Source organism: Aminobacter sp. J41, from assembly GCF_000526635.1.
GTDB lineage: Bacteria > Pseudomonadota > Alphaproteobacteria > Rhizobiales > Rhizobiaceae > Aerobium.
The window spans coordinates 1-24,471 of sequence record NZ_JAGL01000032.1 but is presented as its reverse complement, the minus strand read 5'-3'; the positions used below and the strand labels follow the sequence as shown (position 1 = coordinate 24,471).

At 63.0% G+C, this 24,471-nt stretch carries 25 protein-coding genes and 4 pseudogenes; 15 read left to right on the top strand and 14 right to left on the bottom strand.

Annotation, left to right across the window (positions count from 1 at the left end; translation table 11 throughout):
- Positions 1-2: 2 nt before the first annotated feature.
- Positions 3-440: pseudogene (locus L630_RS21675) on the bottom strand (pseudoazurin).
- 242 nt (positions 441-682) lie between these two features.
- Here L630_RS21675 and L630_RS0116900 point away from each other — a divergent pair.
- From L630_RS0116900 to L630_RS0116885, 4 genes are all read left to right on the top strand, one after another.
- A complete protein-coding gene (locus L630_RS0116900) occupies positions 683-1,129 on the top strand; it encodes an Rrf2 family transcriptional regulator (protein ID WP_024849410.1) in 447 nt (148 codons plus the stop codon).
- Between the two features lie 113 nt (positions 1,130-1,242).
- Positions 1,243-1,632 carry a group III truncated hemoglobin gene (locus tag L630_RS21670; RefSeq protein ID WP_051473326.1) on the top strand — a complete coding sequence of 130 codons (390 nt, stop codon included), beginning with the start codon at positions 1,243-1,245 and terminating at the stop codon, positions 1,630-1,632.
- The gene (locus L630_RS0116890) at positions 1,629-1,901 is read left to right on the top strand and encodes a DUF6522 family protein (RefSeq protein WP_024849408.1); all 273 of its coding nucleotides are present in this window, start codon (positions 1,629-1,631) and stop codon (positions 1,899-1,901) included. Before L630_RS21670 ends, L630_RS0116890 begins: the two co-directional genes overlap by 4 nt.
- 89 nt (positions 1,902-1,990) lie before the next feature.
- The gene (locus L630_RS0116885) at positions 1,991-2,245 is read left to right on the top strand and encodes a DUF1858 domain-containing protein (protein ID WP_024849407.1); all 255 of its coding nucleotides are present in this window, start codon (positions 1,991-1,993) and stop codon (positions 2,243-2,245) included.
- Between the two features lie 7 nt (positions 2,246-2,252).
- Here the strand turns inward: L630_RS0116885 and L630_RS0116880 are convergent, their stop codons facing one another.
- A complete protein-coding gene (locus L630_RS0116880) occupies positions 2,253-2,957 on the bottom strand; it encodes a Crp/Fnr family transcriptional regulator (protein WP_024849406.1) in 705 nt (234 codons plus the stop codon).
- Positions 2,958-3,076: 119 nt separating this feature from the next.
- Between L630_RS0116880 and L630_RS0116875 the strand changes: the two genes are divergently transcribed.
- Together L630_RS0116875 and L630_RS0116870 are read left to right on the top strand one after the other, a co-directional pair.
- Positions 3,077-3,517: a pseudoazurin gene (locus L630_RS0116875; RefSeq protein ID WP_024849405.1), complete on the top strand. Its 441-nt coding sequence runs from the start codon at positions 3,077-3,079 to the stop codon at positions 3,515-3,517.
- Positions 3,518-3,589: 72 nt separating this feature from the next.
- Positions 3,590-4,795, top strand: coding sequence for an NnrS family protein (locus L630_RS0116870; protein WP_024849404.1), 1,206 nt, complete (start codon positions 3,590-3,592; stop codon positions 4,793-4,795).
- 34 nt (positions 4,796-4,829) lie between these two features.
- Here L630_RS0116870 and L630_RS0116865 read toward each other — a convergent pair whose 3' ends face one another.
- Both L630_RS0116865 and L630_RS0116860 read right to left on the bottom strand, forming a co-directional pair.
- On the bottom strand, positions 4,830-5,438 hold the full coding sequence (locus L630_RS0116865) for an SUMF1/EgtB/PvdO family nonheme iron enzyme (protein WP_024849403.1): 609 nt from the start codon (positions 5,436-5,438) through the stop codon (positions 4,830-4,832).
- Between the two features lie 232 nt (positions 5,439-5,670).
- On the bottom strand, positions 5,671-6,267 hold the full coding sequence (locus tag L630_RS0116860; protein ID WP_034330666.1) for a TetR/AcrR family transcriptional regulator: 597 nt from the start codon (positions 6,265-6,267) through the stop codon (positions 5,671-5,673).
- Between the two features lie 151 nt (positions 6,268-6,418).
- On the opposite strand from L630_RS0116860, the gene L630_RS0116855 reads away from it, so the two are divergent.
- The 3 genes from L630_RS0116855 (at position 6,419) to L630_RS0116845 (ending at position 10,837) form a co-directional block, all read left to right on the top strand.
- The gene (locus tag L630_RS0116855; RefSeq protein ID WP_024849401.1) at positions 6,419-7,342 is read left to right on the top strand and encodes a LysR family transcriptional regulator; all 924 of its coding nucleotides are present in this window, start codon (positions 6,419-6,421) and stop codon (positions 7,340-7,342) included.
- Positions 7,343-7,525: 183 nt separating this feature from the next.
- Positions 7,526-8,761 (top strand): chromate efflux transporter, encoded by a 1,236-nt coding sequence (gene chrA / locus L630_RS0116850; protein ID WP_024849400.1) that lies wholly within the window; start codon positions 7,526-7,528, stop codon positions 8,759-8,761.
- Between the two features lie 114 nt (positions 8,762-8,875).
- Positions 8,876-10,837 (top strand): cation-translocating P-type ATPase, encoded by a 1,962-nt coding sequence (locus L630_RS0116845; protein ID WP_024849399.1) that lies wholly within the window; start codon positions 8,876-8,878, stop codon positions 10,835-10,837.
- A 257-nt stretch (positions 10,838-11,094) separates the two neighbouring features.
- Here the strand turns inward: L630_RS0116845 and L630_RS0116840 are convergent, their stop codons facing one another.
- Positions 11,095-11,874 (bottom strand): acetoin reductase, encoded by a 780-nt coding sequence (locus L630_RS0116840; protein WP_024845343.1) that lies wholly within the window; start codon positions 11,872-11,874, stop codon positions 11,095-11,097.
- Between the two features lie 294 nt (positions 11,875-12,168).
- On the opposite strand from L630_RS0116840, the gene L630_RS0116835 reads away from it, so the two are divergent.
- Positions 12,169-13,557 carry a mercuric reductase gene (locus L630_RS0116835; protein ID WP_024849398.1) on the top strand — a complete coding sequence of 463 codons (1,389 nt, stop codon included), beginning with the start codon at positions 12,169-12,171 and terminating at the stop codon, positions 13,555-13,557.
- A 35-nt stretch (positions 13,558-13,592) separates the two neighbouring features.
- Positions 13,593-15,944, top strand: a complete 2,352-nt coding sequence (locus L630_RS0116825; RefSeq protein WP_034330661.1) for a heavy metal translocating P-type ATPase — start codon at positions 13,593-13,595, stop codon at positions 15,942-15,944.
- 50 nt (positions 15,945-15,994) lie between these two features.
- On the opposite strand, the gene L630_RS0116820 is transcribed toward L630_RS0116825, so the two are convergent.
- From L630_RS0116820 to L630_RS0116805, 5 genes are all read right to left on the bottom strand, one after another.
- On the bottom strand, positions 15,995-16,225 hold the full coding sequence (locus L630_RS0116820) for a hexameric tyrosine-coordinated heme protein (protein ID WP_024849396.1): 231 nt from the start codon (positions 16,223-16,225) through the stop codon (positions 15,995-15,997).
- Positions 16,226-16,322: 97 nt separating this feature from the next.
- The gene (locus L630_RS0116815; protein WP_024849395.1) at positions 16,323-16,967 is read right to left on the bottom strand and encodes a DUF924 family protein; all 645 of its coding nucleotides are present in this window, start codon (positions 16,965-16,967) and stop codon (positions 16,323-16,325) included.
- A 92-nt stretch (positions 16,968-17,059) separates the two neighbouring features.
- On the bottom strand, positions 17,060-17,461 hold the full coding sequence (locus tag L630_RS23425) for a hypothetical protein (protein ID WP_245263781.1): 402 nt from the start codon (positions 17,459-17,461) through the stop codon (positions 17,060-17,062).
- Complete coding sequence (locus L630_RS21665) at positions 17,347-19,008, bottom strand: cation-translocating P-type ATPase (RefSeq protein WP_348602339.1); 1,662 nt, start codon at positions 19,006-19,008, stop codon at positions 17,347-17,349. The genes L630_RS23425 and L630_RS21665 overlap by 115 nt, the downstream gene beginning before the upstream one ends.
- Positions 19,009-19,094: 86 nt before the next feature.
- The gene (locus L630_RS0116805) at positions 19,095-19,316 is read right to left on the bottom strand and encodes a heavy-metal-associated domain-containing protein (protein WP_024849394.1); all 222 of its coding nucleotides are present in this window, start codon (positions 19,314-19,316) and stop codon (positions 19,095-19,097) included.
- Positions 19,317-19,716: 400 nt separating this feature from the next.
- Here L630_RS0116805 and L630_RS0116800 point away from each other — a divergent pair, with 400 nt between their 5' ends.
- Complete coding sequence (locus L630_RS0116800) at positions 19,717-20,112, top strand: cupin domain-containing protein (RefSeq protein WP_024849393.1); 396 nt, start codon at positions 19,717-19,719, stop codon at positions 20,110-20,112.
- On the opposite strand, the gene L630_RS22570 is transcribed toward L630_RS0116800, so the two are convergent.
- The 3 genes and pseudogenes from L630_RS22570 to L630_RS22565 form a co-directional block, all read right to left on the bottom strand.
- Entirely contained in the window at positions 20,079-20,942 is an 864-nt protein-coding gene (locus L630_RS22570) for an NAD(P)-binding domain-containing protein (protein ID WP_084466163.1), read from the bottom strand. The genes L630_RS0116800 and L630_RS22570 overlap by 34 nt on opposite strands.
- A complete protein-coding gene (locus L630_RS0116795) occupies positions 20,942-21,397 on the bottom strand; it encodes a L,D-transpeptidase (RefSeq protein ID WP_245263780.1) in 456 nt (151 codons plus the stop codon). Before L630_RS0116795 ends, L630_RS22570 begins: the two co-directional genes overlap by 1 nt.
- 374 nt (positions 21,398-21,771) lie before the next feature.
- Positions 21,772-21,891 (bottom strand): annotated as a pseudogene (locus L630_RS22565) (thioredoxin domain-containing protein); the annotation flags it as partial.
- A 92-nt stretch (positions 21,892-21,983) separates the two neighbouring features.
- On the opposite strand from L630_RS22565, the pseudogene L630_RS22560 reads away from it, so the two are divergent.
- From L630_RS22560 to L630_RS23205, 3 genes and pseudogenes are all read left to right on the top strand, one after another.
- Positions 21,984-22,633: pseudogene (locus L630_RS22560) on the top strand (transposase); the annotation flags it as partial.
- Between the two features lie 16 nt (positions 22,634-22,649).
- Positions 22,650-23,372 carry a LysR family substrate-binding domain-containing protein gene (locus L630_RS0116775; RefSeq protein ID WP_024849390.1) on the top strand — a complete coding sequence of 241 codons (723 nt, stop codon included), beginning with the start codon at positions 22,650-22,652 and terminating at the stop codon, positions 23,370-23,372.
- A gap of 114 nt (positions 23,373-23,486) precedes the next feature.
- Positions 23,487-24,031: pseudogene (locus L630_RS23205) on the top strand (DDE-type integrase/transposase/recombinase); the annotation flags it as partial.
- Between the two features lie 12 nt (positions 24,032-24,043).
- On the opposite strand, the gene L630_RS0116765 reads toward L630_RS23205, so the two are convergent.
- On the bottom strand, positions 24,044-24,471 hold a 428-nt coding region (locus tag L630_RS0116765; protein WP_024849389.1), incomplete at its 5' end, for an IS630 family transposase.

Sequence of the window (24,471 nt, the reverse complement as noted above, 5' to 3'; positions counted from 1 at the left end):
TGTCACTCGGCTTCAGCCTGCGCGAAGAGTTCGTCGAACACCTTCTTCGCCTTGCCCGGATGCTTCACGGCTTTCGCTTCCTCGACGTTGACCGGCTCGCCGGCCACGATCAGCGCGACCATGCCCATGCCGTAGTGCGGCGTGCACTTGACGCCATAGACGCCTTCCTTCTCGATCGTGACTGTGATCTCCTGATTGATCTTGCCTTTGAAAGGCTCAGCCCCATCTGGGATCATACCTTTGATGCTCTAAGCGTCATGGCTCTTGTCAGTCGGGATGAAGGTCACCGTGTCTCCAACTTCGACCTGAATAAAATCAGGCTCGAACACCATGGCGCCTTTCGCTCCCTTGTTGAGCATCTGCACCTGATGATCTGCGGCGAACGTAATTGACGTCGACACGAGGAAAAGAGCCACGGTCGCACTCAACAGACTTCTCATCACAATTCCTTCCACTTTGAACGCTTCGTACATCTATCGCCCGTTCGGCGTGTTTCCACCCCAAGCATAGCATCAGGCCTATTTTTGGTATCGATAATGCCACTTTCTCAGCGAAACGGAGGATATCTCCCTGCGACGTTTTCGCGCTTTTCCGCGATCGGGGAAGGTATTAATGGTATTTTAGATGCCACTTTACGAAGGCGCGTCGCGTCGTAAGCGTGCACCCGGCCGGAGAAACAATCATGCGGATGACACTCCACACCGACTACGCTTTACGCATGCTGATTTACGTCGCCATGCGTCCTGACGGTTGTTGCACTGTACATCATGTTGCCGAGACTTACGGATTGTCGCGCAACCATCTGCTCAAGGTGGCGCAAACGTTGAACAGGCACGGCTATATCATGACGGTCCGCGGTCGTGCGGGCGGAATACGTCTTGCAAGACCGCCTGCACAGATCAACGTCGGCGCTCTTGTCCGCGCCATCGAGGAAGATTTCTCGCTGGTCGAATGTCTGCAACAGTCGGGCGGAGCATGCGTGATTTCACCGGCCTGCATGCTGAAAAGCATGTTTTCCGAGGCTCTGACGGCATATCTGTCTGTGCTGGACAAATACACGCTGGCGGACGCCGTGCGAAACCGGACGGCGTTAGCGACCCTTCTGGGCGTCACGCCGATGGCTGCGTGACGCATGCAATCCAACCTTTGAACGATGGAACCAGTCATATGAAGGGTCGCCCCGCCCCAGTTCGAACGCCCGTCATCGACGGAAAGCTCCTGCCGGAAGTGCTCGACGAAACGATGATCCACGCGGTGGTCCATGGTTTCTACGACCAGATCCGCAGCGACGATCTGCTCGGCCCGATCTTCAACAACGCCATCGCGGACGCGGACTGGCCGCATCACCTCGCCAAGATGTGCGATTTCTGGTCGTCGACCCTGCTGCGCACCGGCCGCTACGATGGCCGTCCCCTTCCGCCGCATCTCGCCATCCCCGAACTGGGCGAGCAGCATTTCAGGCGCTGGCTCAAGCTGTTTCGCTCGACGGTCCAGCGCGTCTGTCCGCCGGAGGTGGCAACGCTGTTCATGGATCGCGCCTTGCGGGTGTCGCACTCCTTCCGGCTGGCGATCGCCTTCAACCGCAAGGAAGACACGATGCGGATAGAGCCGATCCTGGAGGAAAGCCTGTGACGGGGGGCGAACTCGTTCTGTCGGACGCTTCAGGCGACTTCACGCTCGTTGCCGCCCTTGTCGCGCAGGGTTTCGGCTGGTCGCAAGACGAATTGCAGAACCATATGCGGCGCGGTCACGTCATCAGTCGTGTCGAACGCGGTGAGGGGGAAGACGAAGGCCGCTGGCGGCTGTCACTGAGGTGCGGCAACAGGCTCTGGCGCGCAGTGGTCACGCAGGACTGTGTCATGATCGAGCATGAGGTTGCCTTCACTCACCACCCCGCCTGACTGAAAACTGATCGTTGGTTGCCCCGGCGCAAAGAAGCGGGCCATCGCCGTCGTGCATTCTCCCGTTCCGACGATGGAGGAGCCGTGGCATGACCGGACGATATCACGACGACATGAGCATGGACGAGATCATGCGGCGCTGGCCGGAAACCATCCGCACGATCCTCGACCATGGGCTGCTGTGCGTCGGTTGTCCGATAGCGCCGTTTCACACAGTGGACGACGCGGTCCGCGAGCATGACATCGGCGAAGTCGATTTGCGTGCGGATTTGCGCGCTGCGATCACGCGGAGTGCCGGTACCGACACGCGGCGCGATCTCCCCGATTCGCTTTCTGCGCCTTAGATCGCGCTCATTCCCGCTCGACACGTCCATCTGCCAGCAGCATCAGGCGGTGCGGCTGGGTTACGGTGACCTGCTGACGGCCGCTTTTGACAAGCCCCTTTTCCTCCCAGGCGGAGAGCAGGCGACTGACGGTGTGCAGCGTCGTGCCGGTCATTTCCGCGATGTCCTGCCGCGAGATCGGAAAATCGATCAACAGTCCTTCGTCGGTCTTGCGTCCCGACTGCTGCACGAGGCGGAGAAGGGCGTGCGCTACGCGCCGCTCGACCTGCTCGGTCGCCATTTCCACCACCTGTGTCTGGACGTCCTGTAGCCGCGTACCGACGGTTTTGTAGGTGTTCATCCCAAATCCCGGATGGGCGGTCGCGAACTCGGACCACAGCTTGCTCGGCCAGGCCAACACCACGCAATCGGTCACTGCAATTGCGCTGGCCGGATAGGTCGAGCGGCCAATCGCCTGCGCGATGCCAAGCAGTTCGCCCGGGACGATATAGCGAACGATGACCTGCTGACCGTCCGGCGTCAGTTTAACGACGCGGACTCGGCCATCGAGCAGGATGAAGAACGAGCTTGCCTCTTCATCCTGTTCGAAGACGGAGGTATCCTTTTCGATCCGCAGCGAGCGCGCGCTCGCCAGCACGGTGTCGAGCGTTTCGGCCGTCAGGCCCTCGAATGCGGGAAGCCCGGCAATCAGCGAACGGTCGAGTCTGTTCAAGTGGGGCCTCCCCAGGATTTTGATGCCCTGCATTTGCGATAGCGCAATGAAGCGGATTCGCACAGGGCGTAGAACTGGTCCCGAAGACAAATCAGACTGTCACAGGAAAGGACGGCATGATGAACAGGACCTTGGCAATGATTGCGCTCGCGACAGCGGTCGCCTTCACGGGAACAGCTTACGCAGCCGAGCATGAAGTCATGATGCTCAACAAGGGCGCGAAGGGCGCCATGGTGTTCGAGCCGGACTTCGTTCAGGCCGAGCCCGGCGACACCATCCGCTTCGTGCCGACGCACAAGTCCCATAATGCCGAAACCATCAACGGCATGATTCCCGAAGGGGCTGTCGCCTTCAAGGGCAAGATCAACGAGGAGATCGTGTACGACGTGACGGCTGAAGGCGTCTACGGCGTCAAATGCACGCCGCACTACGGCATGGGCATGGTGATGCTGATCGCGGTCGGCGCACCGAACAATCTCGAGGAAGCGAAAGCGGTCAAGCATCCAGGCAAGGCGAAGACCCATTTCGAGCAGCTTCTCGCGGCTGTGCCTGCGAACTGACGGCGTGACGGCAGTTTGACCGGGCGGGCAGGGGTGTCCCGCCCGGTTCTCTTTAAGACAGGACCAGTCGACATGGTATCTTCGCAGCCGCGACGGGAGGCCTATCCCGCATTGCTGTCCTATGGCTTCAGGCCGTTCTTTCTATTTGGGAGCATCTGGGCAGCGCTGGCGATCCTCATCTGGCTGCCGATGCTTGCAGGCCGACTGGAGACGAGAAGCCTGCTTTCACCCGTCGACTGGCATGCGCATGAGCTTCTGTTCGGCTATCTTGCCGCCGTCGTGACCGGGTTCCTGCTCACCGCAATTCCGAACTGGACCGGTCGCCTGCCTGTGCGCGGCGCGCCTTTGGCGGGCCTCGTGGCATTGTGGCTTGCAGGACGGATTGCCGTCTGGTTCTCTGCAGACCTCGGCTGGGCAGCCGCCATGGTGCTCGACAGCGCGTTCCTGCTGGCTGTGGCCGTGTCGGCGCTGATCGAGATCGTCGCCGGCCGCAACTGGCGCAATCTTCTGGTTCTGCTCCCGGTAACCGCGCTGTTCGCGGCCAATGTCTTTTTCCACCTCGAAGCACGGTTCTTCGGGCTCACGGAAACATCGCGCAATCTCGCCCTCGCTGCCGGCCTCGTGCTCATCATGGTCATCGGTGGGCGCATCATTCCAAGCTTCACCCGCAACTGGCTGGTTCGGGAAAACCCGGGTCGTCTGCCGGTTCCGTTCAACCGCTTCGACGGCGCCGTCATCGTCGTTTCCACCATCGCGCTTCTTGGCTGGATCATCAGCCCCGAAGCATGGGTGAGCGGCGTGCTGCTGGTCGTTGCGGCCATCCTCAATGCCGTGCGGCTGAGCCGTTGGGCGGGCTGGCGCACGGCGTCGGAACCGTTGTTGCTGATCCTCCACGTCGCCTATCTGTTCGTTCCGGCAGGGTTGCTGATATCCGGGCTGGCGGCACTCGACAGCACGCTCCTGCCGCCGGTCGCGGGCATCCACGTCTTCGGCATCGGTGCCATCGGCGCCATGACACTCGCGGTGATGGCGCGCGCGACGCTCGGCCATACGGGACGTAAACTTCATGCGGGCGGCGGAACCGTCTTGGTCTTCTGCGCCATTGTGCTGGCGACGCCGTTCCGCTTCGCCGCCGCCCTGATGCCTGGTTCGACATGGCTGTTGCACGCTGCCGCAACGTTTTGGGTTCTGGCGTTTGCGGGGTTCGTGCTGTGTTATGCTGGCGCGCTGACGCGGCACCGCGTCGCAAAGCGCCAACCCGGCCGTGCACCCGCCTGAGCGCAGAGGCAGCTCCAAGTGACTGCGGCCGGGATCACCCGGCCGTCGATCTGTTCAGAAGACGCCTTACGAATGCTACGGCCCGGCCGGGCTTTACATCGCGTACCAGACGGAAGCCGAGATTGTCGGGCGCCATGCCGGCAGCGCAGCCCCCGCTCTTGCCGTCGCTGATGAAGAAGCTCATGTAGCTGCGGTGCCTGCCGCCCATGACACGCACACCGCAGTTCTCGGTGGCTTCGGCGTGCCGCCCTGCCGCGTCTGTCCTGTTTCTGGCATAGCAGGTCGTGGTCCATTCCCACAGGCTGCCGGACACGTCGTGAAGCCCCTTGCTGTTCTGTCCGAAATGACCGCGAGGCCTGACAGCAACGCTCCTGTCCGGTGCGCTGCGGCTGCGATAGGCGGCAAGCCACCGCGTCGCCGGGTTCGAACCATCATCCTCCACCAGCCCGAGCGCGTCGTCGCCGAAACGTTCGGCAGCGGCGAACGACCATTCCTCGTCGCTCGGCAACCGCCAGTCATCGCCTGTCCGCTCCGACAGCCACGCGGCATAGGCAGTCGCATCCGCGTAGTTGATGCCGGTGACGGGCAGGTCCACCGCGGCAGGGGTGGGGCCGTCCTGATGCCTGCATCCACCATCTGTCACGCAGGCATCGTATTCCGCTGTCCCGGATCAGCGCGGTCAGGGCAGCCCCAACCTCGAACCCGACCCGGCTGAGGATCCGCGCCTCGACCGAGCCAAGGCCGTAGATGCGCAGGGCCACATCCTGCTCTGGTTGCACCACGCTGACCGTGAGCGGCCGCTCGGTGAGGAACAGCACCCCCGCGCCCAGCACCAGAACCGCCGCCGCACCGAACATCCACCGACGCCCCATGGCCTAATCCTCCTTCGCGGCCAGAAGCCGCAATTGCACGTCAAGGAGTCGGGTCCCTTCCTCGATCAGGGAAAAGTTGCGCGCGCCGAGCGACCAGCGGATCGCCATGCCTTGCACCAGCGAGGTCAGAAGCACGGCGGCGTCCTCAGGGGCGACTTCCCGGCGCAGGGAACCGGCTGCTTGACCGCGCGCCAGTTCGGCCACGATCAGCCCCTGAAACTTCATCAACAGGCCGCGAAAGGCGGCGCGCAGATCCTCATTGCCGACATTCAGTTCGCGGGAGAACAGGAGCATAGGCAGCGTCGGCGTCGCCACGATCTGTCCCAACTGCGCACCCATCAGCGCCCTGACCAGATCGACAGGGTCATCGGCCTCAGCCAGGGCCCGCCTCCACGCTATCGACAGCTCCCCGGCCACATGATCCGCCACCGCAAGCCACATGGCATCCTTGGTTGGGAAATGCCGGAACAAAGCAGCCTGGCTTACGCCCACAGCCGCTGCGGCAGCACCTGTTGTCACCCGATCCGGCCCGATCCGATCGGCCAGATCGAGGACGGCCGCGACGATTTCGGCCTTGCGCAATTCCGCGGATTTTCGCATAAAGTACCTAGTAAGTGAGCAATCACATACTTAAGTGGAGCAATCATCGTGGTCAAGCTTTTCTGACGGGGCAAAGCGAACGCGCGGTGTTGCCGGCAAGTTGGCGACAAGCTGCCGGCAATGGGAGCAGGCTTGGAAGGGGTGATCCTTCATGGATGCACAGAACCAGAACTGGGACGATCTGCGCTTCTTTCTCGCTGTGGCTCGGGCGGGCACGCTGTCGGGCGCAGCGCGCAGCCTTGGCGTAATGCACTCGACCGTGTTTCGCCGTCTCGGGGCCTTCGAGGAACGTCTGGGCGTCCGGCTCTTCGAGCGGTTGCCGGACGGCTATGCGCTGACGGGCGCCGGAGAGGCCATGCAGGAGACCGCCATCCGGATCGACGAGGAAATTATCGCCCTGTCGCGTCAGGTGATAGGACAGGACCAGCGCCTGAGCGGGCTCATCCGCATCACCGCCATCGATATGCTGGCGACCGGGTTATTGCCGCCGCATCTGGCGGCCTTCCATGCCGCGCAGCCGGGGATCGAACTGGAGGTGATCGTTTCGGACAGCCCCCTGGACCTGACCCGACGCGAGGCCGATGTCGCACTGCGCATCGGCAACACGCCGCAGGAAATATTGGTCGGCCGGCGCGTCGGCCGGCTGGCATTCGGAGCCTATGCCTCGGCAGACCGTGCCGCTCAGGGAATCGACGACGATCTTGCCGACAACGACTGGATCGGTTTCGGTCGGTCGCACGGAGCGATTGGCAATCAGTTGGCGGATTGGCTGCCGAAAATGCGGCCGATCTATCGCACCAACTCGATCTCGGCCGCCCTTGCCGCGGCGAGGTCCGGAATCGGTCTTGCGCCGTTGCCCTGCGCTGTAGCCGACCGCACCCCCGACCTTGTCCGGATCGCCATGTTTCCGGAAGATTTCCGGCTCGATCTGTGGCTGCTGACCCATGAGGACCTGCGCAACACCGCCCGTATCCGTGCCTTCATGGATTTCATGGCTGACGCGCTCGCCGATGACGCTGATCTTCTGGAGGGCCGCCGTCCGCAGGCGAGCGGTCTCCGGACGGGCATGGCATGATTCATCCATATCTCTCCTGCAGGGTGCGGTCCCGTGGACGCAACTTGCGATGCCGATGGAACGACGAGGCGCGTGCTTTCGCAGTCACCTGCCTGTCCCATTGTCCCAATATAGGGGCAACGATCGCACGCGCCTGCCCGAGGCGCCTCGCGAGCCCTGCATTGCGAACATCACGGAGACATCATGCCCGCCAATGACACGCGGAATGTTATGCCTCAGCGCCAACAACACGGAACACCGGGCGAGGTTCTGGCCGCTTTTCTAAAACTGGGCCTGACCTCGTTTGGCGGGCCGATCGCGCATCTCGGCTATTTCCGCGAGGAATTCGTTGCCCGCCGCGACTGGATCGACGATCGTGGCTATGCCGATCTGGTCGCACTGTGCCAATTCCTTCCGGGACCAGCATCCAGCCAGGCCGGCTTCGCACTGGGCTTGCAGCGTGCCGGACCGGTGGGTGCGCTGGCTGCCTGGGCCGCCTTTACCTTGCCTTCCGCCCTGCTCCTGATGCTGTTCGCGCTCGGAGCGGGGGCGATTTCAGGCCCGCTCGGCACCGGGGTATTGCACGGGCTCAAACTGGTGGCGGTGGCCATCGTTGCGCAGGCAGTCTGGGGCATGGCGCGCACGCTTTGCCCCGACCGCACCCGCCAGACCATCGCGCTCGCCGCCGTCCTGATTGCGGTGCTGATCGGGGGCGCCATGGGCCAGTTGGGTGCAATCCTGCTCGGTGGGTTCGCCGGGCTCTGGCTTTGCCGGGACACGGCCGGATCGCCGGGTGAAGCGCTGCATTTTCCGGTCTCGCGGCAGGCGGGAATAATCGCGCTGGCCCTGTTCTTCATCCTGATCTTCGGCTTGCCGCTGGCGGCGGCGATGTTTCCCGCGCAAGGGCTGGCGGTGATCGACGCCTTCTATCGCGCTGGTGCGCTGGTATTTGGCGGCGGCCATGTGGTCTTGCCTTTGCTGGAAGCCGAAGTGGTTCGCCCGGGCTGGGTCACGCCCGATGCGTTCCTGGCCGGCTATGGCGCGGCCCAGGCGGTGCCGGGGCCGCTCTTCACCTTCGCCGCCTATCTCGGCATGTTGCTCGAACCCGGCCCGAACGGGATCGCCGGCGCGACGCTTGCCCTTTTTGCGATCTTCCTGCCGGGCTTCCTGCTGCTTGTCGGCGCGCTGCCGTTCTGGAACACGCTGCGCGCACGCTCCGGCGTGCGGGCGCCGATGGCAGGGGCCAATGCCGCGGTGGTCGGCATTCTGGGCGCCGCGCTCTACGATCCGCTCTGGACCAGCTCGGTCGGTTCGCCCCGTGACTTTGCGCTGGCGCTGACCTGCTTCGTGGCCCTGATGAGCTGGAAATTTCCGCCCTGGCTCGTGGTGCTGATCGGGGCTGCCGGCGGTGCGGTCCTGGAGGTAAGCTCGATGCTGTGATGGAAAAGGAATAACGGAACCTGATCGACCGGCAATGTAACGCCAGCCTGCATGGGCACCGCTGCCCGGTTTCCCCAGCCACTGCCGCCGTCGCGGCACAGCCAGGAACACAAATTGCAAATCGACCTTTCTTCCGACCGCTTTATGACAGCATTGACCGGCATCACACTTGCCGGGATGGCGCTTGCGACTGTCGATGCCTTTTTGATCCCCGGTCTTTGGGGACCGGTCGGTCTCGTGCTGGTCTATCTGGCCGGTGGTGTGCCGACCGGGGTCCGAGCCCTGACGTCGCTCTGGCACGAGCGGGTTCTCGACATCGATCTTCTGATGATCGTGGCAGCCCTTGCCGCCGCCGCGGTGGGTGCTGCGCTCGAAGGGGCGGTGCTGCTGACGCTGTTCAGCCTCTCGACCACGTTGGAGCAGCGGGCGATGGGCCGGGCGCGCCATGCCGTCGAGGCGCTGATGGCGCTGCGTCCCGACACCGCGCTCAGGCGCGCTCCTGACGGCACCGTCACGGAAGTTTCGGTGGGCGATCTCGTGGCCGGCGACCTGGTGGTGTTGCGCCCCGGTGCGCGTGTGCCGGCCGATGGCGAGGTGGCGGAAGGGGAAGGCTCGCTCGATGAGGCGACGATCACCGGCGAATCGATGCCGGTCGGCAAGGGCCCCGGCGCAAAGGTGTTCGAGGCCACGGTGAACCTCAACGCCGTGCTGCTCGTCCGCGTTACCCGTCCGGTCGCGGAAAGCACCGTGGCGCGGATGATCGAACTGGTGACCGAGGCTCAGGCCGCACGCGCTCCTTCCGAACGGTTCAGCGCCTGGTTCGGCCAGCGCTATACCATCGCGGTGCTGGCCGGCGCGGTGCTGGCACTCATTATATTCCTCGCACTCGGCTGGACAATGCAGGATGCGCTTTATCGCGCCGCGACGCTGCTGGTCGCGGCCAGCCCCTGCGCGGTAGTGATATCGGTCCCGGCGGCGATCCTCTCGGCATTGGCGGCGGCCGCGCGCGGCGGTGTTCTGTTCAAGGGCGGCGCGGCGCTGGAGACGCTGGCCGAGGTCGATATCTTCGCCTTCGACAAGACCGGTACGCTGACCACAGGCAAGGCCGAGGTGACGCAGGTGATGGCGTCGGAATCGGGAGCACAGGCCGAAGAGCGGTTCCTGTCATTGATCGCCGGTCTCGAGGCGCATTCCGAACATCCAATTGCCGATGCGATCCGCCGCCACATCGACGAAAAAGGCATAACCGTCGCCGAGGTGCGCGATGTGGAAACCGTGCCAAGTGAGGGGATTACGGGGGAGGATGCCGTGGGCCCGCTCTGGGCCGGCAATCCGCGCATGGCCGCGCGCATGGGCGCATCGCTGGATGCTCCGGAATTTGTGAAACTGACGGATGGTAGCCAGACCGTGGTGTGGCTGGGGCGGGGAGATCGGGTCTATGGTGCGCTCACCGTCGCCGACCGTCCGCGCGAGACCTCGGCCGCCGGACTGGCTGCGCTCAGGACGGCTGGGGTAGATACTATTGCCATGATGACCGGCGACCGGCGCCCTGTCGGCTTGCGGATCGCCGCGGAACTCGGACTGGAGGCAAAGGATGTCCATGCCGATCTGCTGCCTGAAGACAAGGTCCGGTTGGTGGGCGAACTGGCGAAGAATGGAAAGGTGGCCTTTGTCGGCGACGGGGTGAACGACGCCGCCGCGCTGGCGCGGGCCGATGTCGGCATCGCCATGGGCGCAGCGGGCAGCGACGTCGCCTTGCAGGCAGCCGATGTCGCGCTGTTGTCGGAGGACATGGCCCGCCTTGCCGCGGCGCATCGGTTGGCGCGCCGCACCCGCCGGATCATCCGTCAGAATCTGACTTTCGCCATCGGCATGATGCTGCTTCTGGTCGCCTCGAGCCTGTTCTTCGCCCTGCCGCTGCCGCTCGCGGTGGTGGGGCATGAGGGCGGCACGGTTCTTGTGGTGCTGAACGGCCTCAGGCTGCTCGCCGACCCGATCCGGGCGCGCAGTGCGACCTCACTGCGACGCCAACCCGACGCCGGCTCGGTAGAGCCTTCATACCAGTCAGGGGTTTGACTGGATGACGGCAATCCCGCCCGAAACGCGCGTAGATGAGGAACCGACCGCTCTTCAGTAGGCGTCGAATGCCGGTCAAGAACCTGTGGTGCGAATGGCGGCCGAAGGCGGCGATGCCATGCCCAGGAACAAGAGGACAATTCTCTCCGACAAAACGCGGCTCTTCCAGACGGAACCATTCCGCTGAAGGGAGAAATTCTCACAAGGCCGTTTCCCGGTGCGGCCGCTTCTGAACATTCGCGATTTGGCAGGCGGCCTTATCGGTAGACGATACCGCCATCGGTCAGGATCGACTGTCCTGTGATGTAGTCGGAATCGGCGCCCGCGAGGAAAGCGACCAACGCTGCCACGTCCTCCGGTGTCTGCGCGCGACCCAAAGCGATGCCTTCGACATACTTCTTGTAGGTTTCGCCCTTCGGCGTTCCAGTGATCTCGGAAAAACGCTCATCGATCTCCACCCACATGTCGGTGCCGACGATGCCGGGGCAATAGGCGTTCACCGTGATGCCCGCGCTGGCATATTCCTTGGCGGCGGCTTGCGTTAGCGCCCGCACGGCGAACTTGGTCGCCGAATAGACGCCAAGCATGGCGAAACCGTCATGTCCGGCGATCGAGCAGGCGTTGATGATCTTGCCTTTCTGTCCGCGATCCTTGAATTTCTTCGCAGCCGCCTGGATACCCCAGAGCACGCCGTCGACATTGATGCGGAAGATCAGGTCCATGTCCTCGGGCGTGACGTCGGCGATCGGCTTGACCTGAGCGATGCCGGCATTGTTGACGATGACGTCGAACCCGCCGAGTTGCTTTTCCGCATGGTCGATAGCGGCGTAGACATCGTCGCGTTTGCTGACATCGGCAACAACGGTGGTGGCCTTGCGTCCGAGCGCTTCGACTTCCTTGCGAACGGAGTCGAGCTTGTCGGCCTTGACATCGGCCAGCGCGAGGTTGGCGCCTTCCTTTGCAAGCCGCAGCGCAATGCCGCGTCCGATCCCCTGGCCAGCGCCGGTTACCAATATGACTTTATCGTTCAAAGACATGATTTTCTCCTACAGAAAGTCGGCCAATCCTTCGCAAGTCGGCATGTTCCCTTTCGGACAATACAGCCAGGGCAAAACCGACTACACTCCCTGATCATGGCCCATTTTAAGGCCCCGGCCCAGAAATGATGCGACGGCGCCGAAACTGGCAGTAAGGCTACTTCAAGGGGCTGCTCGCAATAGCAACAGTAATTTTCCGACCCCGCAAGAGTATGACATGATCCCGCATAGAGGGCCGGGTGGCATATTTTCATCGCTTGGATAGGGGCGGTGTTGCTGAAGGATGCGTAGTTGATGACGGAAGCGGAGCGCTACGACGCCGTCGTAATCGGCAGTGGCGAAGGCGGCAAATACCTCGCCTGGCATATGGCGCAAGCCGGCCAGAAGGTGGCTGTCATCGAGCGGCGCTGGATCGGCGGCTCGTGCCCCAACATCAACTGCCTGCCAAGCAAGAACGAGATCTGGAGCGCGGGTATCGCCCATGCCGTTGCCCACGCCGGGGAGTATGGCGTTGCGACCGGCCCCGTCTCGGTCGACATGAAGACGGTTGTGGAGCGCAAGCGCGCCATGGTCAAAAGCCTCGTGACGTTTCATCTGGAACGCTACGAGGCGACGGGCGCGGAACTCATCATGGGCAACGCCCGCCTCGTCGCGCCAAGCGCGGTCGAGATCGCGCTGAACGATGGCGGGACGCGGCTGCTCGTCGCTGAAAAGCTGTTTCTCAACCTTGGGACGCATGCAACCATTCCGCCCGTCCCCGGTCTGGCCGAAGCCAAGCCGCTCACCCATATCGAAGCGCTCGAACTGGACCGGTTGCCGGCCCACCTGATCGTTCTCGGCGGGGGCTATGTCGGGCTTGAACTGGCGCAGGCCTATCAGCGCTTCGGCAGTCGCGTCACCATTGTGGACCGTGGCCCGCGACTGCTGAAGCGCGAGGACGAGGATGTTTCCGAAGAAGTTCGGCGGATTCTGGAGGCGGAAGGCATAGAGGTGCTTTTGTCTGCCGAAGTCGAGAAGGTGGAGGGCCGGTCGGGCGAAAGCGTGCGCGCCACCATTCGGACGCCGGACGGTTCAAGAACGATCGAGGGCACGGACATTCTGGTCGCGGCCGGCCGCACCCCCAACACGCAAGGCATAGGGCTTGAAGAGGCAGGCATTGCGCTGACGGATCGCGGCACCATCAAGGTGAACGATCGACTGGAGACGACTGCAAGGGACGTATGGGCCATCGGAGAATGCGCGGGAAGTCCGCAATTCACCCACGCATCGCTCGATGATTTCCGAATTATCCGGGACAATCTCGATGGTGGGGACAGAACGACCACAGGGCGGCTGATGCCCTATTGCATGTTCATCGACCCGCCGCTTGCCCGCATCGGCATGAGCGAAGCGGAAGCGCACGCCAGTGGAATTGATATGCGCGTCGCGAAACTGCCGATGAAGGCAGTGCTGCGGACGCGGACGACCTCGCAAACCTCGGGCTTCGTGAAGGCGCTGGTCGATCCGCAGGACCGGATCGCAGGCTTTGCCATGATCGGTTCGGAGGCCGGGGAAGTGATGGCCGTGGTGCAGGCAGCCATGCTCGGCCGGTTGCCCTACAGCGTCCTGCGCGACGCCATTCTTGCGCATCCGACGATGGCCGAGGGGCTGAACGCGCTGTTCGGCACTGTAGCGAAAAGATGAATTTTCCAGGCTCAGGTGAGGCGGCGGGTTAGAGAATGAACGGACACGGTAAGCATCAGCACCATTCGCATGATCATGACCATTCGGGTCATGCGCATCTTGTGAAGGACCCCGTCTGCGGCATGGAGGTCGATCCGCAGACGGCGGAACATCACCTGACCCATGAGGGTCACACTCACTATTTCTGCTCGGCTTCCTGCAAGGCGAAATTCAAGGCGGACCCCGCCCGATATCTTGCAGGAGACGCGGCGCCCGCTCCGGACGCGCCCGAGGGCGCGATCTGGACCTGTCCGATGCATCCCGAGATCCGGCAGGATGGGCCGGGAAGCTGCCCGATCTGCGGCATGGCGCTGGAGCCGTTGATGGTGACCGCCGACAGCGGCCCCAGCCCGGAACTCGCCGACATGACACGGCGCTTCTGGATCGGGCTGGTCCTCGCCGCTCCGGTCTTCGTGCTCGAAATGGGCAGTCACCTTATTCCCGCACTGCATCATCTGGTGCCGATGCGGATATCGATCTGGGTTCAGCTCGTTCTGGCGACGCCGGTGGTTTTGTGGTGCGGATGGCCGTTCTTTGAGCGCGCCTGGGCGTCGCTGGTCAATCGCAGCCTCAACATGTTCACCCTGATCGCCATGGGCACGGGCGTCGCCTGGGCCTACAGCATCGTCGCCACCCTTGCGCCGGGTATTTTCCCCGCCGCCTTTCGCGCGGAAGATGGCACGGTCGCGGTCTATTTCGAGGCGGCGGCGGTCATCACCGTTCTGGTGCTGCTTGGCCAGGTGCTGGAACTGCGCGCCCGTGAGCAGACCTCGGGCGCGATCAGGGCGCTTCTCGATCTGGCGCCGAAGACGGCGCGGCGCGTCGGTGACGATGGCGTGGAGGAAGACGTTCCGGTCGAGCACGTTGCCCTCGGCGACAGGCTGCGTGTGCGGCCCGGCGAGACCGTGCCGGTCGATGGCGTCGTCGAGGACGGACGCTCCTCGCTTGATGAAGCGATGGTCACCGGCGAATCCATGCCTGTCACCCGCACTGTGGGCGATCAGGTCATCGGCGGCACGCTGAATCAGACCGGGGCGCTGGTGATCCGCGCCGAAAAGGTCGGCCGCGACACGATGCTGTCGCGCATCGTCCAGATGGTCGCCGATGCGCAGCGCTCGCGCGCGCCGATCCAGCGCATGGCCGATCAGGTCTCGGGCTGGTTCGTGCCGCTGGTCATCGTCATCGCGATTCTGGCCTTCATCGTCTGGGGCATCTGGGGTCCCGAGCCGCGCTTCGCCTACGGGCTGGTCGTGGCCGTTTCGGTTCTGATCATCGCCTGTCCCTGCGCCCTGGGGCTGGCGACGCCCATGTCGATCATGGTCGGCGTCGGCAAGGGCGCCAGCGCCGGCGTCCTGATCAAGAACGCCGAAGCGCTCGAACATATGGAGAAGGTCGACACGCTCGTCGTCGACAAGACCGGCACGCTCACCGAGGGCAAGCCGTCGGTGACGGCGGTGGTTGCGGCAAACGGCTTCGAGGAAGCGGAAATCCTGCGGCTTGCCGCCGGCGTCGAGAAGGCGTCGGAACATCCGCTGGCGCTGGCGATCGTGGAAGCGGCAGAGAAGAAGGGTATCGAAGTCCCGCCCGTGGTGGATTTCGACTCTCCGCTCGGCAAGGGCGCCCTCGGCACCGTCGAGGGCAAGGCGATCGTGCTCGGCAATGCGGCGTTCCTCAAGGAGCATGGTGTCGATGCGTCGGCCCTTGCCGAACGGGCGGACGCCTTGCGCCACGATGGCGCGACGGCGATCTATATCGGAATCGAGGGTAAAGCGGGCGGCATCTTCGCCATTGCCGATCCGGTCAAGGCGACGACGCAGGAGGCGTTGAACGCGCTGCATGGCGAAGGCATCCGCATCGTCATGCTGACCGGCGACAATAAAACCACGGCCGAAGCCGTCGCGCGTCAACTGGGCATCGACGAGGTCGAGGCCGACGTGCTGCCGGATGCAAAGAGCGCCGTGGTGAGCCGGCTCAAGGCGGAAGGTCGAGTGGTGGCGATGGCGGGCGACGGCGTCAATGACGCGCCGGCGCTGGCGGCCGCCGATGTCGGCATCGCCATGGGCTCGGGCACCGATGTCGCCATCGAAAGCGCCGGCGTCACCCTGCTCAAGGGCGATCTGATGGGGATCGTCAAGGCGCGGCGGTTATCCGAGGCGACGATGGCGAATATCCGCCAGAACCTGTTCTTCGCCTTCATCTACAATGCCGCCGGTATCCCGGTTGCCGCAGGCGTGCTTTACCCTTCTTTCGGCCTGCTCCTGTCACCGATCATCGCGGCTGCCGCCATGTCGCTGTCGTCGGTCAGCGTCATTGCCAACGCGCTGCGGTTGCGGGGACTGAAACTGTGACTGAAACGCTGACGCGACTGACGCCCTGGCGTCAATCGTAGGCGAGGGCGTCAGTCGCGCCAGTAATTGTTGGCGGCCGCCACCGTCTGGAAATGGATGGCGATCACCTGTGAGGAGGCGATCAGCTGCGTGGTGTCCTGATCGTAGGCCGCGCGCAGCTTGTCGCGAATCTCGGCGGACGGCTGGGTCACCTTGACGCCCACCCGCGCCATTTTGGTGGCAGGGTCGAACCCCTCCTGCGGGGTTGCTGTCTTGAGTGAGGGAAGCCAAGTGTCAGCCATGATGTTTTCCTTCCAGAGAATATGAATACGCAACAACCGTAATCTACCCGAGCAGCCGACGAAAGCATCAACCCGCGATGCGTTTCGCCTCCAGGCGTCACGCCTGAAACGCCCTGTCGTGCGGGAAATCGCCTCCGGCGATGTAAGCGTCTTCCGCCTGCGTCGATTCTCGGCCGAGGACCTGATTGCGGTGCGGGTGACGGCCGAAAGCGGCGATGACCTTGCGCACATCACCGGCCTGGTTCACCAGCGACTGGTATATCGGTTGAAGGGAAGCGGACGCTTCCGCCGCGATCTCTTCGCGAAGCCCGATGAGCAGATCGATGCGCTCAAGGTGATCCGGGCCTTCGCAATGGCCAAGGGGCTGACTGTAGACGATCCTGAACCAGGGCATGCCCAGCGATGCATAGTGGCCGTTCGAGAAACCCTCCATCGCCAGCGACAGTGCGGCAGGGTCCTGCGCGAAAGCCCGCGGCGTGCCGCGCCACAGCGAGCGTGAGAACTGGTCGAGCACAATGATGAGCGCCAGCCTGCCTTCGGGTTCGTCGGCCCAGTCGTCGAGATCGCCTGAGGCTGCGCTCCTCGTGAGGTCGGCGAAGCGCTCGACGATCGCGTCATCCGCTCCGCCGTGCAACCGCCACGACCAGTGATCGCGATGAGTTTCAGCCTTTATCTGTGAGGAGCGGCCTTCGGGAAACCAGAAGTCGAGAACGTCGTTCCACGGGGCGGTCCTGGTATTCATTTCGATCCTTTCTGGCGGTTGCGAGCAATGAGACAGGGTTGGCGCCGCAAAAACAACAGACCCCGCATCGCTGCGGGGTCTGCGAGGAGGCTTCAGCCTCGCGCGGCCACAGTTGCAGGCCGGGCGGTGGCTGTTTTTGAGGTCCGCCCGCCGGGTGCGGTGGCCTTTGGCACGCGCAGCAGGCGCATGCCGTTGGCGATGACGATCAGCACCGAAAGCTGGTGGACCAGCATGCCGCCCGCCATGTGGACATTGCCGGAAAACACGCCCGCCAGCAGTCCGGCCACCGTCACCAGCGCGATGATGAGGTTCTGGCGCATATTGCCCAGCGTCGCGCGCGAGATCGCCATCGCCTCGGGGATCTTGCCGAGATCGTCTTTCAGGAGCGCGATGTCGGCGGTCTCGATGGCGACGTCGCTGCCGGCCGCGCCCATGGCGATCGAGGTGTCGGCGGCGGCAAGCGCTGGCGCGTCGTTGATGCCGTCGCCGACCATGGCGACATGCGCGCCACTGCCTTCATCTTCCGGATCAACTCCAGCTTGTCTTCGGGCATCAGCCCGGCATGAACCTCGTCGATGCCGACCTCGCGGGCAATGGCTTCGGCGGCGCCATGCTGGTCGCCGGTCAGCATGACCACGCGGCCTATGCCGATGTCGCGCAGCCGGGCGATGGCCTCCGCCGCGCCTTCACGGGCCATGTCAGACATGCCCAGCAGCCCGATCAGCTGCCCGTCACGCGCCACCAGGATCGGCGTCTGGCCGTTGGACAGCAGGCGGTCCAGTGCGGCTTCGCCCTCCTGACCCAGCGCAATGCCGAGCGTGTCCATGAGGCGCCGGTTACCGGCGGCGATGATGCGGCCGTCGATGCGGGCGCTCAGGCCCATGCCGGCATGTTCCTCCAGCGATTCGAGCGTGGAAAGCGGCCCCTGCTTGCGGCCAGCCTCGACGATGGGACGGCCGAGCGGATGGGTCGATCCGGTCTCGGCGGTCGCAGCCAGATGCAGCAACTCGGCCTCGGCAATGTCGCCGAGCGCGACGATAGAGGCGAGCTGCGGCTTGCCTTCCGTCAGCGTGCCGGTCTTGTCGAGCGCCAGCGTATCGATGCGGCCCGCACTTTCCAGATGCTGGCCGCCCTTGATCAGGATGCCGCTGCGCGCCGCGCGGCCGATGCCGGCGACGATGGAGACCGGCGTCGAGATGACGAGCGCGCCGGGGCAGCCGACGACAAGCAGCGTCAACGCAAGACGGATGTCCTGCGTCACGGCGAAGGCGACGACCGCAAGTCCGATGATCGAGGGCGTGTACCATTGCGCAAAGCGCTCGATCATACGCTGGCTCGGGGCCTTTTCCTCCTGCGCCTCCTCGACGCGCTGAATGATGCGGGCAAGGGTGGTGTCGGCGCCGACATTGGTGGCGCGGATGCGCAGCAACCCGTTCTCGGCGATCGTTCCTGCATGAACGTGGCTGCCCGGTGCTTTCTCGGCTGGCATCGGCTCACCGGTAATCGCCGCCTCGCTGACGGCGGCGGCGCCTTCGGTTACCTCTCCATCCACCGGGATGCGTTGACCGGCCCTGACCAGCACGGTCTCGCCAAGCTGGACCATATGCGCCGGCACCTCGACGGGATCGCCGTCGCGCAGCACGGTCGCGGTGGCGGGCGCGGCATCGAGCAATGCCTTCAGCGCGCCACGGGTCTGCCCCATGGTGCGCGCCTCCAGCCAGCCACCGAAAATGAAGAGGAAAGTGACGGCCGCCGACTCCCAGACCTCGCCGATAAACAACGCGCCGACCGCCGCGACGGTGACGAGCAGTTCGATGCTGAAATGCTTTACACGCAGCGAGCGCCAGGCGCGGATGGCGATGTCGGAACCGGCAAGAAAAGCTGCCGCGACCATCAGCGCCGTCCATGCCTCGATCATGCCGAAGCCGTAGCGCGCCAGAAGGCCGGCCGCGATCAACCCGCCGCTGCTGACCGTCAGCCAGAAGCGCCGCCGTGCCGGATGCACGAAGGCGCTCTTGATCCTGCTGACAAGATTGCTCATCTCATCGCTCCTTTCATCTTCATCCGTGCCGGAAAAGCGTGCCTGCCGCGCCGGCTCGCGGCGCGGCGAAAAAGGCGGAGTGCCGATCAGAAGGCGGCAGGTTGCGCCTCGTAGCCGGTTCCGCGCACCGCCTCGACAAGCGCTTCAACGCTGGCTTGCGCGGGGTCGTGCTCAATCTCGATCTTGCCGGTGTTGAAGCGCACCTCGGCCTTTGCCACACCCGGAAGGGCGTTGAGCGCTTTCTCGATCTTCGGCACGCAGGAGGGGCAGGAAAGTTCGTCGCTGCGAAGGATGGTTTTGTGGGTCATGATCGGGTTCCTTTCGATAATGGGGGAGGGGTGTCCCCCGCCTCATTGATCTAAGGGTTTGACCCCGCATTGCGATTGGCGAAACCGGCAAGCCAGGCTTGCATGAATGCACAGGTCGCTGCCTTGGTTCTGGTTCATCGGGCGACCACATTGAGGTCTGCGGTGGAATTGCCGCCTAAACCAAAGGGACTTCCGTGCGTGAATGCACAGGTCGACGATTCTCGATTTCCTGGCGGACGCTTTGATGTGGACGCGCCGCTGCTGGAGCGACAGCTTGAGGATACTGTCGCCGAAGTCGTATCGGCGACAAGACCATATGCGAAGGTCTCATTGGGCGGATTTGAGTGAGATCAACGAAACGAGCCAAACTTGTGAAATGAATTGGAAGAAGGAGCATACCATGCGTGGATTTGTTGATGACATCGAGGAACTGACCGAAGGAAACACGGATTTTCGCCGTGTTCTTTATACGGCAACAAATATGCAGCTCGTGCTGATGACGCTTCAGCCTGGCGAGGAGATCGGCGAAGAGGTTCACGACGACGGCGATCAGTTCTTCCGTGTCGAGGACGGCGAAGGTGAAATCCTGATCGATGGCAACGTGAGCAGGATCAGAGCCGATATGGCCATGATCGTACCCGCCGGGGCGCGGCATAACGTCAAGAACACCGGCAATAAGCCGCTGAAGCTTTATACGATCTACAGCCCACCCGAACATGTCGACGGTGTCGTTCATCCAACCAAGGCTGAAGCCGACGCCGCTCATGAACACTTCGACGGCAAGACCAGCGAATAACGCCGTTGGGCGAGCAGTGGTTTGCGACGACAACACCCATAAATGATGTTTCTGCTTGCCCTCCCGCACCGAACCGCGAGAGGGCAAGATGACAATTCTTTGCCAGGAGATGAGGTGAAGACTCCCGATGCGCCCGGCTTTCCCGCCGCACGGCGGCGATCATCCGCTAAAATCTGACATTCGCCATCGGCGTCATGGCAGTGCTGGTCACCGGCGGCCTGTCTTTGAACTGCCGCTGCCGCTGATCGCCGTTCACGACGGAGAGGCGCGGGTGCAGGACGGCCCTTGCATTGAATCGCGCAAATGGGCGGCACGATGTTCCGGTGCAACCTGAGGAATGGTCGACGGAGGGTAAGCGTCCGGGCTGAGGCGTCTTTCGGTGCGGCGACGATCACACGAAGATAGTGTCCACCTGTCGGGATAGTGGACACTTGCTGATGTTGGTTGATGAGGGAGATGCTCTGTCGGCGCGGAAGGCTCACCTCGTCACCGGACATGCGCGCTTCGAAGCCGCTTTCCGCCCTTGTCAGGCGGACCACGCGTTGTCCGAGCCGCAGCGGCATGCCGAAATGCTCCGCCCAGGTTTCGAGATAGTCCGCGAATTCGTCGCGATCAGGATAGGTTTCGCGATTGCCAGGGAGAGCCATTCCCGGCAATGCGCTGAACTGGCGGGACGTAAAAAGAGTCAGTCCGTCGTAACGCTGTCGCCAGACATCGCCGACACGGTCGTTCGCATCGACGATGGTAAAAGGAATGCCTTTCTTTGCCAGATAATATCCAGCAGCAAGCCCGGCCTGTCCCGCGCCGATGACGAGCACCTGGCGTTTCATCACACCACGACGACGCGCGTGCCGACAGGCACGATCTCGAAAAGCTCTTCGACATGCTCGTTGACCATTCGGACGCACCCGTTTGACACGGCCTGACCGATTGTCCAGGGCTCCGTCGTGCCATGAATGCGGTAGAGGGTGTCGCGGCCGTCGCGGTAGAGATAGAGCGCGCGCGAGCCGAGCGGATTCCCCGGTCCGCCTGGCACGCCACCGGCGAACTTCGCATAACGTTTCGGGTCTCGCTTGATCATGTTCGGCGTTGGCCGCCACGAGGGCCATTTCGCCTTGCGCTCGATGATCGCTTCGCCTTTGAATGCCAGCCCGGCTTTGCCGACGCCGATGCCGTAGCGGCGGGCCGTGGCCGGGGTTTCCAGAAGGTAGAGATACCGATCGCGGGGCGCGACGACGATCGTGCCGGCTGGGTAAGCGAATGGATTGGCGACCCTTTGCGGCATGAAGCGCTGCTCCAGCGTTGTGGGATGGGGATGCGCTTTGGCGGACGCCGGCAGAAAAGCCGTCGCCACGGCTGCCAGAAACCCGCCGCTGACAATACGGCGATCAATGGTCATGGCCGTCATCCTGCTGAGGAGGATTGACGTCCGGCACAAGCTTCTCGATTTCGGCTGCCGCCCGGATTCCGCTGATGATCTGCCGTTCGGCTGTGCCTTCCAATGACTGGCGGATTTGCGGCGAAACCTGTTGTAATTTCGTGGCCGTTGACCCGGGCGACGACGTCGCCTTCCTGGGCGATGGCAACGCCAGATGTCGTGGTCAGGAGGAGAGTGAGAGCGAGGGAGCGAATGTTTGGTCTACGCATCGTCTCTCTCCCTTACTGGCCAGCCGCCGCGAGCAGCGGATCGATGATCTCGCTGAAGCGTTCGACGCTCAGCACGCCTTTGTACATCTCTCCATTCACGAAGAAGGTTGGTGTGGAATCGACGCCGAATTCCTGCCTGTCCGGCGTCAGCACTGATGGGACCAAATCGGCTTAACTGAGAACGGAGGATTTCTGGTTCATCGTAGCCTTTCAAAGGAGCGAAGATGAGACAGAAATCCGGAACCGGGAAAGCGCCGGCAGAGCAGGTCATCAAAGACATCCGCCGCGCAACCCGCAAGCAATATTCGGCCGAGGAGAAGATCCGCATCGTGCTGGAGGGCTTGCGCGGCGAAGAGTCGATCGCGACGCTGTGCCGGCGCGAGGGGATCGCGGAGAGCCTTTATTACACCTGGTCGAAGGAATTCCTGGAAGCCGGCAAGAAGCGGCTTGCCGGGGATACGGCGCGCGCCGCCACCAGCGACGAGGTGAAGGTTCTGCGCAAGGAGGCGCGCGATCTCAAGGAGGTCGTCGCCGAGCAGGCGCTGGAACTGCGGATTCTTAAAAAAAGCATGATTGCGGATGGGGGCGACGACGAATGAGATACCCCGCATCCGAGAAGCTGGAGATCATTCGGCTCGTCGAGCAGCCGCATCTGTCGGCGCGGCGCACGCTGCAAAAACTCGGTATTCCGCGCTCGACCTTCAATCGCTGGTATGACCGTTTCCTGGCCGGCGGTGTCGATGCGCTGGAGGATCGCAGGCCCCGGCCGAACCGGGTCTGGAACCGCATCCCCGAGGAGAAACGCGATCAGATCATTGAGCTGGCGTTGAACGAGCCGGAGCTGTCGCCACGGGAACTGGCGGTCACCTTCACTGTGTTTCGGGGTGCGATTGACCGTTGCCGGACAGGAATTCCTGCGCAACGCCCGCCATGCGCTTCGTCAGATCGATATCGGGGTGACCAAGGTGGCAGCGGTCGGCCGGGCAGAGCAAGGGCTGATCAAGGTGGGCATATTCTCGTCCCTCGCATCGGGTTTTCTCTTCGACCTGTTGCGAACATACGGGCAGCGCCACCCGAACGTGAAGATCGACATCATTGACGGAAGTCCGCCTGAACACGTCGCTGCGGTTCGCAACCTCAATCTCGATGTCGCATTCATAACGGGAATGCCGGTCTGGGATGGCTGTGAAGCCGAGCACCTGTGGTGCGAGAACGTCTTTCTGGTGTTACCCGACGATCATCCGCTGGCAAACAAACCCGACCTCGGCTGGGCCGATTTGGCTTCCGAACGGTTCATCGTGACTGACGGCGCGCCGGGTCTGGAGATTCACGAATATCTTGTCGCGCGACTCGCGGATGTCGGCCGTAAGGTGGAGATTCAGACCCAACAGGTCGGGAGAGACAATATCTTGTCGCTGGTTGCGGTCGGCCAAGGCCTGACCCTGACCAGCGAAGCGACGACTGGCGCGCAGTTTCGTGGGATAGCCTATCGGGAACTTGCGGATCAGATACTGCCGTTTAGCATGGTCTGGTCAGCACAGAACGACAATCCAGCATGTCGCCGGCTGTTAAGTTTAGCGCGCTTGATGGCAACGCCAGCGGGACCGAAATAGGAGAAGCGGAGCCGGAAGGTGCAGCTCAGCATTAGCCTCCAATCTATATGGAATGTCCTGTGTCAAAAACACTGCGCAGTCGCTCATATCAACCCTGACCGACCTCGATGGCACTTTTTCCGCCCCCTTGTTTGGGGGTGGTTCTACCTGTCGACCGTGCTCGACGACTTCTCTCGCTACATTATCGCCTGTAAGCTGTGCACCACGATGAAGGCCGAGGACGTCACCGACACGCTGACCATGGCGCTGCAGACTTCTGGCTGCGACAGCGCCAAGGTGGTGCAGCGGCCGCGGCCGTTGTCCGACAACGGCCCCTCTTACGTCTCTTCCGATCTGGCCGCATGGCTATCCGACAAGGGCATGGAACATACCCGCGGGGCGCCCTGCCATCCTCAGACCCAAGGCAAGATCGAGCGATGGCACCAGACGTTGAAGAACCGCATCCTGCTCGAAAACTACTCCTGCCGGGTGATCTCGAGCAGCAGGTCGCGGCGTTCGTCGATCACTACAACCACCGCCGCTACCACGAGAGCCTCGACAATCTCACCCCTGCCGACGTCTACTTCGGGCGCGGCGATATCATCACGCTGGAAAGGGAAAGGATCAAAAGCGAAACCATCAAACAGCGCCGCTTGCTTCATCGAGATGCAGCGGCCTAGAGCGGTTTTCGATCATTCCGGGTCATATCCGCACGAGCTGAAGTAGTTTGCGCATTCGTCGGGCTGGAAGATATCGACGAGTCTGCCGATCAGGTCCCAGAGGCCGCTGACGGTTCGCTCACCGATCTTTCGGAGCATGGCCTTGAGGCGCGAGAAGGCCTTCTCGATAGGATTGAAGTCCGGGCTGTATGGCGGGAGGAAGCGCAGGGTTGCACCGGCGGCTTCAATCCTGTCCTTCACGGCGGCCCGCTTGTGGCTGGAGAGGTTATCCATGATGACCACGTCGCCGGGGCGCAGCTCGGGCACCAGGACCTGCGCGACATAGGCTTCGAACCAGTCGCCGTTGATCGGTCCGTCCAGCACCATTGGCGCAACCATGCCGGTCATTCGCAGGCCAGCGACGAGCGTGGTGGTCTTGCGGTGGCCATGCGGAAAGCCCA